This window comes from Arthrobacter sp. SAFR-023 (assembly GCF_051965295.1).
Classification (GTDB): domain Bacteria; phylum Actinomycetota; class Actinomycetes; order Actinomycetales; family Micrococcaceae; genus Arthrobacter.
This window is the reverse complement of sequence record NZ_JBQCMF010000014.1, coordinates 21,282-33,536: the sequence shown is the minus strand read 5'-3', so window position 1 is coordinate 33,536 and position 12,255 is coordinate 21,282. Positions and strand designations below refer to the sequence as shown.

Sequence of the window (12,255 nt, the reverse complement as noted above, 5' to 3'; positions counted from 1 at the left end):
ACCCGGGGCCGTGGGCCTGTTGGATGAACAACAGGTCCTCGGCCCGTGCCCTGCCGCGCACGGGTCCCCTCCGCGGAAGTCGCCTGCGCACGGGTCCTGGGCGCCCGCCCGCCGCCGGCTGACTGTTCTGGCGGCGGTTGCCATGGCGACGGCGGTCCCCGCGCTGGCGGCCTGCACGGTGCCGGAGCCGCAGGAGTCTGCTGGACCGCTGCCGATAACGGTGGAGGTTAACCAGTCACGCGACCAGTACGGCAAACAGGCCATCCAGCTCCTGCTCACCAACGTGTCCGGCAGGCCCCTGACAGTAGCCGCGGCGCAACTGGCGTCGCCACTGTTTCAGCGGGACATCCTGTGGGAGCCGTCGGGCGGAAGCCTCGAGCTGCCTCCCGGCCAGCCCAAGAGCCTTCCCGCCCGGCTGCCGGCCCCGGTCTGCGGCCGGGACCTATCAACCGCGCAGCAATCATTCATTCAGCAGCCAGTCGCCACCATCAGGTATTCGGAGCCCGGGCGGCCCGGTCTCCGGGAGGTGGCGTCGGGCGCCGGCGACCCCTTCGGGGTCCTGGAGCGGAACAACAGGGAGCTGTGCCTGGCGGCGGAGGCGGCCGCCGTGGCGGACATCGTGCTGGACCGCAGGCTTGAGGTTGCGCCGGACTCCCGCACCGCCGTCGTCCGGCTGGTCATCACCCCGAAAAAAGCGGAAGGCGCCGGCATGGACATAGGGTCAGTGACGATTGCCAGCATCGACGGGACCACCCTGATTGCCGAGCCGGCGGACGAGCCGTGGCCGCGGAACATCCGCATCGCGCAGGGCGCCCCACGCTCTGAACTGCGCCTGCGGATCCGTCCTGCCCGATGCGATACGCATGCCATCGCCGAGGACAAAGTGGGCACGCTGCTGCCCCTGCATGTGACTGTGGGAGGCCGCGAGGGGCAGCTGAAGATCGCCGCCGGCACGGCACTGCGTGGGCAGATCTACGAGTTTGTGACGGCGGCGTGCGGCCCCACCTAGTCGTCGAGCTTGCCCGCGTTGCTACCGCTGTCATGTGCTGCCTTACGGGTGGGCCCCCTCCGCCGCGGTTCTGGGGCCAGACGACGGAGGGGACGTGTGTGGGTTATTTTTTTGCCCGTGAAGTGGCGCCTGCGGGCTTCGTATGGCCGGTCTTCCGTGCCGGTAACGAACACTCTGCCTTCGCTGACTCAAGGTCTCCCCGGATGCCCATCAATACTGGCTCAAGAAAACCCGCCCTACTGCTGGCGACGCCAGATTGGCGCAAGTCTCAGGCGACGCGCGTGGGTGCGGGTGAAGCGGATGTGTGCGCCGAAGTGCGCTGAAGATATGTCCCGGGCGAATGGCGACTCGGGCGAAACCAGCAAAAAACCCCGTACCGCCGCCGAACTAGCGACAATACGGGGTTCTTCCCGAGCTTCCTATCAGAATCGAACTGATGACCTTTTCATTACGAGTGAAACGCTCTACCGACTGAGCTAAGGAAGCACCGCACCAATCAGCCGGGAAACCGGCCGGTTCATGCAAGAGACAACTGTAATAGAGTCCCTGCGTCCGGGTCAAAATGAGCGCCCCGCAGGCTGCGCTTGACGTTGGCGGGACGTTCATTCCGCCGTCGGATCCGGTTCAGACCCGCAACAGCAACAGCCGCGATGCTGGAACGAAAAGCGTGGCGCAGCATGCCTGCGCACCCGGCAAAGGAGCTCAACCATGACACCAGACAGCGCAATCTCCACCGGCAGCGCGGTCCGCACCGCCATCTCCGCAGCTGCGGACGCGGCGGAGCAGGGCCAGCCCGTCCGGCTGGCGGTGCTGGCCATGGTGGGAACAACCGTGTACGACGGCGGCCTCACGGACCGCGCGATGTGCCGCACGCTGGTGGAGCAGGGAGTCCCGGCCGGTTCCGCCCGTTTTGAAGGCATGCTGCGCTATGCGAGGGAGCGCTCCGGCATCTCCCGGATGACGGTTTTCGCCGAACTGCTCGACGACCCCCAGGCGGCCACAAGTGCCAACAAAAGGTTTGAGCTGAACTGCGACGAACTCATCGCCGACGGCGGAGTCCGGGCCGTGCCGGGGGCCGAGGACACCATCAGCTGGCTCCGGGACGCCGGCATCAAGGTCTGCCTGGCTACCGGCTTCGGGCGCCACACGCAGAACATGGTGCTCGAATCGCTGGGCTGGATGGGCCTGGCGGACCTCAGCCTGTGCCCGGCGGACGCCGGCAGGGGCAGGCCGTTCCCGGACATGGTGCTGACAGCGGTCCTGGCCCTCGACATCGACGACGTCCGGAAGGTGGCCGTGGTGGGGGACTCCGCCTCGGACATCCATTCCGGACTCCGCGCCGGGGCTTCCGTGGCTGCCGGGGTGCTGACCGGGTCGCACTCCGAGGCGGCGCTTCGCGGCGCCGGTGCCACCGACGTCGTGCCCTCGATCAAGGATTTCCCGGCACTACTGGAGCGGCGCGCTGCCCGGCTTTGAGGCTCGGGTCAGCAGACGGTGTTGTCCGCCGGCTCCTTGCCGTCCACGAGGTACTTGTCCACAGCGCTGGTGATGCAGGTGTTGGACCGGCCGTAGGCGGTGTGGCCCTCACCCTTGAAGGTCAACAGAGACGCGTTGCCCAGCTGCTTCCGCAGTTCGCTCGCCCACTCCACCGGCGTAGCCGGGTCGCCGGTGGTACCGACGACGACGATCGGCGCTGAGCCGCTGTACTTGACGGCGGCGGGGGTCCGGACGTTCTTGTATGGCCAGTCCGCGCAGTTCGCCCCGCCGTAGGCGAAGAAGTAGCCCAGCGTGGGGGAGGCTTCACGAAGCCGCTGCTCCTCGGCGCGCATGACCGCGGGATCGCTGCTCGTGGGGTAGTCCAGGCAGTTGATGGCGCTGAAGGCCAGAGCCGTGTTGGACGTGTATTTGCCGTTGGGGGACCGGTTCGCGCCCAGGTCGGCCAGGCGAAGCATGGGGCTGACGTCGCCCTTCATGGCCGCGTCCAGTGCCTGCGTCAGAGCCGGCCAGCTTTCGTTGGCGTACAGCGGAACGACGATGCCGCTGACGAAGGTATTGCCGGCCACCAGCCGGCCGTCCTTGGCCGTACGCGGAGTCTGGATCACGGAGTTGATGAGGTCGCGGATCTGCTGGAGGCCGTCGTCGGCCGTTCCGGTCAGGGGGCACCCCTCCTCCCCGAGGCAATGTTCCACGTAGGCACGCAGCGCCTTCTCGAAGGCCCGGGCCTGGCCCAGAGTCAGCTCCTCAGCGCTGAGGGACGGATCGATGGCGCCATCAAGGACCATGCGCCCCACATTGTCCGGGAAGAGCGACGCGTAGGTGGAGCCCAGGAAAGTGCCGTACGAAAAACCCATGTAGTTGAGTTTGGAGTCGTTGAGCACGGCGCGCAGGACGTCCAGGTCCTTGGCCGCGCTGACCGTGTCAATGTGGCCAAGCACCGCGCCCGTTTGCTCAGCGCATTTGGCGGCGATGACCTTGTTATCGGCGCGGAGCACTGCCAGCCCGGCGTCAGTTTCCGGGGTGTAGACCTTTGCCCTTGCCTCATCCCGTTCCTTGTCGGTGAGGCAGGTGACGGGTGCCGACCGCTTGACGCCGCGGGGATCGAAACCGATGAGGTCGTAGTTCGCGCGCACCGCCTCGGAGAAATTACTGTTACCGGCGTCCCTGACGAAGTCATAGCCGGATGCGCCCGGTCCGCCGGGGTTGACCAGCAGGCTGCCCTGCTTCTTGTCCCCGGTGCTGGCGATCTTCACGGCAGACAGTTCAATCGTGTCGCCGTCTGGTTTCGCGTAGTCCACCGGCACCTTGACCTTGGCGCACTGCAGCTTGTCCTCGCAGGGCTTCCAGACAATCGTCTGGGAGTAGAAGTCCTTCAGCCCCTCGGGCGCGGCCGCCGCTATTGCAGGGTCGGCCTGCCCGGTGGAGCCGCCCTGGGAGGACTCGTCCTTGGAGAGGCCAAGGGCACTGCATGATGCCAGCAGCAGGGCCAGCGCCATGGCGCCGGCAGCCCGCATCCCACCCGCAAGGATCCGGGGTCGCGAGGACAGGGGCGGTGCAGACATCATGCGGTGTTCTCCTTGTAGGCGGCGTCAGCTTGGTCAGTCAGAGGGCGGGCGGTGCGGGGCTTAGATCAGGCTCGCGGCCATTGACTCCACGGCCAACAGGGGTGCGACGTTGGTAGTGGTGATGCGCTTGCGGGCGTTGTTGATGGCGTCCATCCGGGCGAGTGTCACTTCGGGCCCGGACCGTTGGGCAAACTCCTCAAGTTCGCTCCTGAGTTCAACGTTCACGAGTTCGACGGCGTTCCCCAGCTGGATGATCAGAACGTCCCGGTAGAACGAGAGAAGGTCCGTCAGCGTCCGGTCGAGCGAATCGGTGATGGAACGCTTTGCCCGCCTCTTTTGATCGTCTTCGAGCTGCTTCACCTGGCTGCGCATGGCAGGCGGCAGGGTCCCGGTCTCGGGGGCGCCCAGCGTTGCCAGCAGGGCGGCCTTCTCGGCGGCGTCGCGCTCCTCGTTGGAGCTGGTGGCCTCCTCAGTGGCGATCTTCACGAGTTTATCAGCCATCATCACGGCGGCCGTAATGCCGCGCAGGCCCAGCGGGAACCGGACGGTCTCCAGGCGCCGTTCCCGGGCCTCGCTATCCCGGGCCAAACGCCGGGCGATGCCCACGTGGCTCTGGGCCGCCCGCGCCGCCCGCTCAGCAAGGGCCAGGTCCACACCGTCGCGCTTCACCAGCAGGGCCGCCACGTCTGCCGCGGGCGGAAGCCGCAGCGCCACTGCCCGGCACCTCGAGCGGATGGTCACCAGGACGTCCGCGGGGGAGGGGGCGCAGAGCATCCAGATGGTGCGGGGGGTGGGCTCCTCGATGGCCTTGAGCAGCACATTGGTGGTGCGCTCGGCCATACGGTCGGCGTCCTCCACCACGATGATCCGCCAGCGGGCCGAGGACGGCCGGTTGCCCGCGGTGGACACGAGTTCGCGGGCCTCGTCGATGGTGATGGTCACCTTTTCGGTGCGCACGAATGAGACGTCGGCATGGGTTTCACCCAGGATGGTCAGGCACGCCGGGCAGGTGCCGCAGCCGCGCATGGTGACGTCGTCCTGGTCGCAGTTCAGTGCCGCAGCGAAGGCCTTGGCGGCATTGGAACGGCCGGAGCCGGGGGGCCCGGTGAACAGCCAGGCGTGCGTTAGCCCTTCACCCATGGCGGCCTGCCGCAGCTGGGCGACGACGGCTGGCTGGCCCTGCAGGTCATCCCAGACGGTCATGGCTGTCCCTGCCGTTCGGCGCCGGTTCGGGTGAGGAGCTGCTCTACGCGGGTCAGGATCAGTCCTGCGATGTCCTCGACGGGCCGCCCTGCCTCCAGCACCAGGTAGCTATCCGGCCTGGCTGCGGCGAGGTCCAGGAACGCCTGGCGGATTCGGGCGTGGAACTCGTCGGCTTCCGATTCCAGCCGGTCCTCGGCAGCATTCCCGGCGGTGCGGCGGCTGCGGCCCTCGGCCGGGTGGACATCCAAGAGCACCGTCAGGTCCGGCTGCAGACCGGACGTGGCCCACTCATTGACGCTCCGCACGGCGTCTGTGCCGAGGGCGCGGCCGGCGCCCTGGTATGCCACCGAGGAGTCGATGTAGCGGTCTGTGAGCACCACCTCGCCGCGGGCCAGGGCCGGTCTGATGATCTGGCTGGCGTGCGCGGCCCGGGAGGCGGCGAAGATCAGGGCTTCGGTGTGGGCGTCGATGTGGCCGTGGCCGTGGTCCAGCACCAGGGAACGGAGCTTCTCGCCGATGGGCGTCCCGCCGGGTTCCCGGGTGCGCAGGACGGTGAGGCCGCGCGATTCCAGTGAGCCGGCCAGCCGGGCCGCCTGGGTTGACTTGCCGGCACCGTCACCGCCCTCGAAGGCGATGAAAAGTCCGGAGCTCTGCGTATTCACCTATCCAGCCTACCGATCCACCGACGAAAAATGCCCGGCGCCCGCTTCCGCATCCGGCCGGAAGCAGCCGCTTTCGCAGCGGGCAGGCACCCAACGTACCCTTTGACCATGAGTCTTTCCGATCAGCATGCCGCATCCCTGTCTGCCGAAACGGTGGTTGTGGCCGCCGGCCGTCCGCCCCGTGAACACGATGCGCCCGTCAACCCGCCCATCGTGCTCTCCTCTACCTATTTCGGCACTGGTGCGCTCGACGACGGCGACCGGGGCTACGGCCGCTACTCCAACCCCACGTGGGATCCGTTTGAAGAGGCCCTCGGCCAGCTCGAAGGCGCCTCGCTGCCGGGCCTGCTGTACTCCTCGGGCCTGGCCGCGGTCAGTTCGGCGCTCTCCCTGATCCCCAACGGGGGCGTCCTGGTGATGCCGTCCCACAGCTATTCCGGTTCGCTGGTCATGGCCGCCGAACTGGCCGAAAAAGGCCTTCTCGAGCTCCGCACCGTGGATATCGCGGACACCGAAGCGGTCCGGGCCCAGATAGCGCCGCAGGACGGCAAACCGGCAGACATGCTGTGGCTGGAAAGCCCCACCAACCCGATGCTCGGCATCGCGGACATCCGGGCCCTGACCCAGGCCGCCCACGAGGCCGGCGCCGTCGTCGTCACCGACAACACCTTCTCCACCCCTCTGGTGCAGCAGCCGCTCAGCCTGGGGTCCGACGTCGTGCTTCACTCGGTGACCAAGTACCTGGCCGGCCACTCCGACGTGGTGCTGGGCGCCCTGGTGACCTCTGACGCGGAACTGCGCGAAACACTTCTTCACCACCGCATCATCCATGGTGGAATCGCCGGTCCCTTCGAAGCATGGCTAGCGTTGCGCGGCCTGCGGACGCTGGCCCTGCGGATTGAGCGTTCCCAGGCGTCGGCAGCGCTGCTGGCCGAACGTCTCAGCGCACACCCGGCCCTGGAGAATGTGCGCTACCCGGGCCTGGTGTCGGATCCCGGCCACGATCTGGCCAAGTCCCAGATGACAGGCTTTGGCTCCATCCTCTGCGTCCAGGTGGCCGCCGCCGGCGGGCTCAGCGCTTCCGAAACCGCGGACAAGCTGGTGCGTGCCCTGAACCTGTGGCTGCCGGCCACCTCCCTTGGCGGCGTTGAGTCGCTCATCGAGCGGCGGCGCCGGCACGCCGCGGAACCGGCCAGCGTCCCCGAGAACCTGGTGCGCCTGAGCGTCGGCATCGAAAACGTCGAGGACCTCTGGGCCGATTTGAAGCAGGCGCTCGACGCCCTGGACCGATAGGCTGGGCTGGTGGACGGACGACTACTGATTTTTTACGTTGAGAGCACGGTCTACTACATCCTGGGGCTGATAGCACTGGCCCTCGAGGTGTGGGCCTTCTTTGACTGCGTCCGCCACCGGCCAAACGCCTTTGAAGCTGTTGGCAAGCGCACCAAAACGTTCTGGCTGGCATTGACCGGCGGCAGCCTGGCCGTCGGCGCACTGTCTGTGCTCGGCGGCGGATCTGGCGGTCTCCTCGGCCCGCTTGGCCTGTTTGGCCTCGGAGCCGTGGTTGCGGCCTCCGTCTACCTGGCTGACGTCCGCCCGGCCGTAAAGGACGCCGGCCGTGGCGGCAGCCGGAACATGGGCCCTTACGGCCCCTGGTGACCGTTAGTCTGGCGCCACAGCCCCCCAACCGACGGTAAGTTCCCCCAGCCGCCAACGCGAGGGGCCATCCTGCACCGGCCAGCCGCCGTCGAGCAGTGCCCGGCACATGGCCGTCCACCGCTGCCTGTTCCCAAAGGGTGCCAGCGGCGCCGCCTCGAGCCATGCCCGGTCCATCGCCTGCAGCAGCGTGTGGATGCGTTCGCCGGGGACATTGCGGTGGATGAGCGCCTTGGGCAGGCGTTCCGCGATCTCGGACGGCAGCCCGAAACTGCCGAACCGCACTGACATGGTGAGGCTCAGCGGACGCTCAACATCAAGGGCAATCCAGGCGGAGCGGCGGCCTATCTCGTCGCACGTCCCGTCGATGAACAGGCCATCCGGAGCCAGCCGGCCCTGCACCAGTTCCCAGATGCCGCGGACATCCGCTTCCTCGTACTGCCGCAGGACGTTGAACGCGCGCACGAACACCGGATTCCCGGGCACCGGAAGCTCGAATCCGCCGTTGTGGAAACTCAGGCCGGGGCGCTCCAGGGCCTTGGCTGCGCGCACCCGCTCCGGTTCAATCTCGATCCCGCAGACCCGCACGTCCGGCCGTACCGCCCGGAGCCGTTCAAAGAGTTCGACGGCGGTGGCCGGCGAAGCGCCGTAGCCGAGGTCCACCACGAGCGGGTCGGATGCCCTCCGAAGCCGCCAGGCCTGCGGCCCGGCCAGCCACCTGTCCAGCCGGCGCATGCGGTTCGGGTTGGTGGTGCCGCGGGTCACGTTGCCCACCGGCCTGCCGCGGCTGTTCCGGTTGGTCACCACGCGCTCTGCTTTCTGCACCACGGCACCAGCTTAACGGGGAGGCCTGCCCACGGGCTGCGGGCAATCCTGCCGCGTGATGTAACTCTCGGCACCCATGGGCCGCGCTCGGCTAGGATGAAAATCATGACTTACAAGCTGATTCTGCTGCGCCACGGCCACAGCGAATGGAACGCCAAGAACCTGTTCACCGGCTGGGTGGATGTAGACCTGAACGACCAGGGCCGCGAGGAAGCAGCACGCGGTGGGGAACTGCTGGTTGAGAACAACATTCTCCCGGACATCCTCTACACCTCGCTCCTGAAGCGGGCCATCAACACGGCCAACATCTCCCTTGATAAGGCCGACCGTGGCTGGATCCCCGTCAAGCGCGACTGGCGCCTCAACGAGCGCCACTACGGTGCCCTGCAGGGCAAGGACAAGGCCCAGACCCTGGCTGAATTCGGTGAGGACCAGTTCATGCTGTGGCGTCGTTCCTACGACACCCCGCCGCCCGTACTGGACGACAGCAGCGAGTTTTCCCAGGCCCGCGATCCCCGCTACGCGGACCTCGGCGACGAAATGCCCCGCACCGAGTGCCTCAAGGACGTCCTTATCCGCCTGCTCCCGTACTGGGAATCGGACATCAAGGAAGACCTGAAGGCCGGCAAGACCGTCCTGGTCACCGCCCACGGCAACTCCCTGCGCGCCCTGGTCAAGCACCTGGACGGCATCAGCGACGACGCCATCGCCAGCCTGAACATCCCCACCGGCATTCCGCTGGTCTACGACCTGGACGAGAACTTCGAGCCGATCACCCCGGGCGGGACCTACCTCGACCCCGAGGCAGCCGAGCAGGCCATCCTCGCCGTCGCGAACCAGGGCAAGAAGTAAACTTCGCTGGTTGAGCCTGTCGAAACCACAACGGACGACGCCGGCCGGTCACCTCAGGTGACCAGCCGGCGTCGTCCGTTTAATGCACTGGAGTTTTTGGTTAGCCGTGCTCGATGCTGTTCGGGTGCCAGGCGCCCGTCACGAGGTAGGTGACCTTCTGCGCCACGGACACGCCGTGATCCGCGAACCGCTCGAAGTAGCGGCTGGCCAGTGCGACGTCCACGGTGGTGGCCGGGGATTCCTGCCAGTCGGGGCGGGCGATCGCCTTGAAGACACTGAGGTGGAGGTCGTTCACCGCTGAGTTGGCCTTGAGGATGTCGCGGGCCACCTCGAGGTCGCGGGTTTCCAGCAACTGGGTGAGCTTGTTCGCGATCTCGATGTCCTGCTCGGCAAAGCTCTTGAACGTTCCGGTCAGGGACTCCGGGATCACCATGGAGGGGAAGCGCAGCCGGGCCAGCTGGGCAATGTGGCGGGCAAGATCGCCCATCCGCTCCAGGGATGCGCTCATCCGGAGCGACCCGACGATCATGCGCAGGTCGCTGGCCACGGGGCCCTGCAGGGCCAGGATGTCGATGGCGCGCTCGTCGAGGCTGTTCTGCAGGAAGTCGATCCTGGCGTCCGCGGCGATGACGTCCTGCGCCAGATCGACGTCGGCACTCTCGAACGACGTCGTTGCCTTGCCGATCGCTTCACTGACCAGCTTTGAAATCTCGATGAGGTCCTCGCCCACATGGGCCAGCTCCTCCTGAAAAACCTTGCGCACGTAGGCGTCCTTTCCTTGGAAACTCCGCCCCGCCGCGGCGGTCAGAATTTCGTGTCACCGTTCCGGCAGTCCAACCGCACACTCTTCCAGTGTTCGGTGAACTGTTACACACCTCAAGATGAACGTTAGCTGAATCCCCACCGCGTGGGCCGTTTATCGGATGTCCGGGGTTCCCGGAAGCATAAGCTGGAGGCGTGGATCCAATGCTCTTAGGTGTCATCGCCGGCCTGCTGGGCCTGTCGTTCGGCGTCTTTGGCGTGCTCGCCTTCCGGGCCAGCGAGAAACAGCGCGAGCTCGTGGACATTGAGTACGACGAACCGGCGCTGCCCCAGGGGTCCGCGGAAGTCCTCGCCGTCGTCGGGCAGGCGTTCGTGGTGGTGGACGCGATCGACGGCGTCGTCCGGGCCAGCCCCGCGGCCTACGCCTACGGCCTGGTGCGCGGCCACACGGTGGTGCACCGCGAGCTGCTGGACATGACGGCGAACGTCCGGCGGGACGGCGTGATCCTGGAGCGGCAGCTTGAACTGCCCCGCGGACCGCTCGGCCAGGGAACCATCATCGTGCAGGTCCGGGCAGCAATGCTTGGTGAGGAATATATTGTCCTGCTGGCCGATGACCGCACCGAGATCACCCGGACCGAGGAGATCCGCAACGACTTCGTGGCCAACGTGTCGCACGAACTGAAGACGCCGGTGGGTGCCATCTCGCTGCTGGCTGAAGCGCTGGAATCGTCGGCGGACGACGAGGACGCCGTCCGCCGCTTCGCCAAACGCATGCACAAGGAGTCGGCCCGCCTCGCCGCGCTGGTGCAGGACATCATCGAGCTGTCACGGCTGCAGGGCGCGAACGTGGCGCAGCAGGGGCACCCCGTGGACATCAACGACGTCATCTCCGAAGCCGTGGACCGGTCGCAGCTGCCCGCCGAGAGCAAGAACATCCAGATCGTTATTGGCGGCCGCGCGGAGGCGAAGGTCTACGGCGACCGGGACCTGCTGGTCACGGCGCTGCGCAACCTCATTGACAACGCCATCCGGTATTCGCCGGAGAACACCCGCGTAGGCATCGGAGTTCGGTCCAGGGAAGGACTGGTTTCCGTCTCCGTCACGGACCAGGGAGAGGGCCTGTCACCCGAGGACCAGGAACGCGTGTTCGAGCGTTTCTACCGGGTGGATGCGGCCCGGTCCCGCCACACCGGCGGAACCGGCCTGGGCCTGAGCATTGTCAAGCACGTTGTTTCCAACCACGGCGGGGAAGTCACGCTCTGGTCCCAGCCCGGCCAGGGCTCCACCTTCACCCTCCGGCTGCCGGAGATGGAAGGGCAGGAAGACTCGTCCGCGCCGGAACCGCGCGCCCGTACTGCCCATCAAGCCAACACCCCGGCCCCCGGCTCACCGCAGGGCCAGCCCGACCGGCCGCAACAGGCCACCGAACCACACGACGCCGCCGGCGTCCACGAACGAGGAGCTAACGCTTGAGCAGGATTCTTATTGTCGAGGATGAGGAGTCGTTCAGCGATCCCCTGTCCTATCTACTGGGCAAGGAAGGATTCGAGGTGGAGGTCGTGGACAACGGCCTCGATGCCATCACGGAATTCGACCGCAACGGGGCAGACCTCGTGCTGCTCGACCTGCAGCTGCCGGGACAGTCCGGCACGGAGGTCTGCCGGCAGCTGCGCCAGCGCTCCACCGTCCCGGTCATCATGTTGACTGCCAAGGACACCGAGATCGACAAGGTGGTCGGGCTGGAGCTGGGCGCGGACGACTACGTCACCAAGCCCTACTCCTCCCGCGAGCTGGTGGCCCGCGTCCGCGCGGTGCTGCGGCGCCAGGGCGAACCGGAGGAACTCATCGCCTCCACCGTGCACGCCGGTCCGGTGCGGATGGACATCGAGCGGCACGTGGTGAGTGTCGGCGGCGAGCAGGTGTCGCTGCCGCTGAAGGAGTTCGAACTGCTGGAGATGCTCCTGCGCAACTCCGGCCGCGTGCTGACGCGGGGCCAGCTGATCGACAGGGTCTGGGGCTCCGACTACGTGGGCGACACGAAAACGCTTGATGTCCACGTGAAGCGCCTGCGCAGCAAGATCGAGCCTGACCCGTCCCTGCCGCGGTATCTGGTCACCGTGCGCGGGCTCGGCTACAAGTTCGAGCCGTAGGAATTGGTGCCGGCCCCGGCGAAGGTGCCCGGGTTAGGTGCCGGGGCACGATTCCGGCGCGGGGCCGGCAC

12 protein-coding genes and 1 tRNA gene are annotated in these 12,255 nt (G+C 67.1%); 7 read left to right on the top strand and 6 right to left on the bottom strand.

The features are described 5' to 3' along the window. The first annotated feature begins 10 nt into the window (after positions 1 to 10). Positions 11 to 1,009 (top strand): hypothetical protein, encoded by a 999-nt coding sequence (locus ACTHQX_RS15370; RefSeq protein WP_440158136.1) that lies wholly within the window; start codon positions 11 to 13, stop codon positions 1,007 to 1,009. Positions 1,010 to 1,422: 413 nt separating this feature from the next. Here the strand turns inward: ACTHQX_RS15370 and ACTHQX_RS15365 are convergent. Beyond that, positions 1,423 to 1,495, bottom strand: a tRNA-Thr gene (locus ACTHQX_RS15365). Between the two features lie 222 nt (positions 1,496 to 1,717). Between ACTHQX_RS15365 and ACTHQX_RS15360 the strand changes: the two genes are divergently transcribed. Then, the gene (locus ACTHQX_RS15360) at positions 1,718 to 2,485 is read left to right on the top strand and encodes an HAD family hydrolase (protein ID WP_440158137.1); all 768 of its coding nucleotides are present in this window, start codon (positions 1,718 to 1,720) and stop codon (positions 2,483 to 2,485) included. A gap of 8 nt (positions 2,486 to 2,493) precedes the next feature. Here ACTHQX_RS15360 and ACTHQX_RS15355 read toward each other — a convergent pair whose 3' ends face one another. From ACTHQX_RS15355 to tmk, 3 genes are all read right to left on the bottom strand, one after another. Then, the gene (locus tag ACTHQX_RS15355) at positions 2,494 to 4,068 is read right to left on the bottom strand and encodes an alpha/beta hydrolase (RefSeq protein ID WP_440158154.1); all 1,575 of its coding nucleotides are present in this window, start codon (positions 4,066 to 4,068) and stop codon (positions 2,494 to 2,496) included. A gap of 63 nt (positions 4,069 to 4,131) precedes the next feature. Next, positions 4,132 to 5,274: a DNA polymerase III subunit delta' gene (locus ACTHQX_RS15350; protein WP_440158138.1), complete on the bottom strand. Its 1,143-nt coding sequence runs from the start codon at positions 5,272 to 5,274 to the stop codon at positions 4,132 to 4,134. Further along, entirely contained in the window at positions 5,271 to 5,936 is a 666-nt protein-coding gene (gene tmk, locus ACTHQX_RS15345) for a dTMP kinase (protein WP_440158139.1), read from the bottom strand. Before tmk ends, ACTHQX_RS15350 begins: the two co-directional genes overlap by 4 nt. 108 nt (positions 5,937 to 6,044) lie before the next feature. Here tmk and ACTHQX_RS15340 point away from each other — a divergent pair, with 108 nt between their 5' ends. Beyond that, positions 6,045 to 7,229 carry a trans-sulfuration enzyme family protein gene (locus tag ACTHQX_RS15340; protein WP_440158140.1) on the top strand — a complete coding sequence of 395 codons (1,185 nt, stop codon included), beginning with the start codon at positions 6,045 to 6,047 and terminating at the stop codon, positions 7,227 to 7,229. A gap of 9 nt (positions 7,230 to 7,238) precedes the next feature. After that, on the top strand, positions 7,239 to 7,595 hold the full coding sequence (locus tag ACTHQX_RS15335) for a DUF2516 family protein (protein ID WP_102972649.1): 357 nt from the start codon (positions 7,239 to 7,241) through the stop codon (positions 7,593 to 7,595). Positions 7,596 to 7,598: 3 nt separating this feature from the next. Here ACTHQX_RS15335 and ACTHQX_RS15330 read toward each other — a convergent pair whose 3' ends face one another. Beyond that, entirely contained in the window at positions 7,599 to 8,420 is an 822-nt protein-coding gene (locus ACTHQX_RS15330) for a class I SAM-dependent methyltransferase (RefSeq protein ID WP_440158141.1), read from the bottom strand. Between the two features lie 102 nt (positions 8,421 to 8,522). On the opposite strand from ACTHQX_RS15330, the gene ACTHQX_RS15325 reads away from it, so the two are divergent. After that, complete coding sequence (locus ACTHQX_RS15325) at positions 8,523 to 9,269, top strand: phosphoglyceromutase (protein WP_440158142.1); 747 nt, start codon at positions 8,523 to 8,525, stop codon at positions 9,267 to 9,269. Positions 9,270 to 9,369: 100 nt separating this feature from the next. Here ACTHQX_RS15325 and phoU read toward each other — a convergent pair whose 3' ends face one another. Further along, positions 9,370 to 10,032, bottom strand: a complete 663-nt coding sequence (gene phoU / locus ACTHQX_RS15320) for a phosphate signaling complex protein PhoU (RefSeq protein ID WP_236806833.1) — start codon at positions 10,030 to 10,032, stop codon at positions 9,370 to 9,372. 203 nt (positions 10,033 to 10,235) lie between these two features. Between phoU and ACTHQX_RS15315 the strand changes: the two genes are divergently transcribed. Further along, positions 10,236 to 11,507 (top strand): ATP-binding protein, encoded by a 1,272-nt coding sequence (locus ACTHQX_RS15315; protein ID WP_440158155.1) that lies wholly within the window; start codon positions 10,236 to 10,238, stop codon positions 11,505 to 11,507. Next, on the top strand, positions 11,504 to 12,184 hold the full coding sequence (locus ACTHQX_RS15310) for a response regulator transcription factor (protein ID WP_111901965.1): 681 nt from the start codon (positions 11,504 to 11,506) through the stop codon (positions 12,182 to 12,184). The genes ACTHQX_RS15315 and ACTHQX_RS15310 overlap by 4 nt, the downstream gene beginning before the upstream one ends. The last annotated feature ends 71 nt before the right edge of the window (positions 12,185 to 12,255 follow it).

Bases quoted from the DNA above. Each gene is read 5' to 3' on its own strand.
- ACTHQX_RS15360 (WP_440158137.1), top strand. From the start codon at position 1,718: ATGACACCAGACAGCGCAATCTCCACCGGCAGCGCGGTCCGCACCGCC.
- ACTHQX_RS15355 (WP_440158154.1), bottom strand. From the start codon at position 4,068: ATGTCTGCACCGCCCCTGTCCTCGCGACCCCGGATCCTTGCGGGTGGG.
- ACTHQX_RS15350 (WP_440158138.1), bottom strand. From the start codon at position 5,274: ATGACCGTCTGGGATGACCTGCAGGGCCAGCCAGCCGTCGTCGCCCAG.
- ACTHQX_RS15340 (WP_440158140.1), top strand. From the start codon at position 6,045: ATGAGTCTTTCCGATCAGCATGCCGCATCCCTGTCTGCCGAAACGGTG.
- ACTHQX_RS15325 (WP_440158142.1), top strand. From the start codon at position 8,523: ATGACTTACAAGCTGATTCTGCTGCGCCACGGCCACAGCGAATGGAAC.
- ACTHQX_RS15315 (WP_440158155.1), top strand. From the start codon at position 10,236: ATGCTCTTAGGTGTCATCGCCGGCCTGCTGGGCCTGTCGTTCGGCGTC.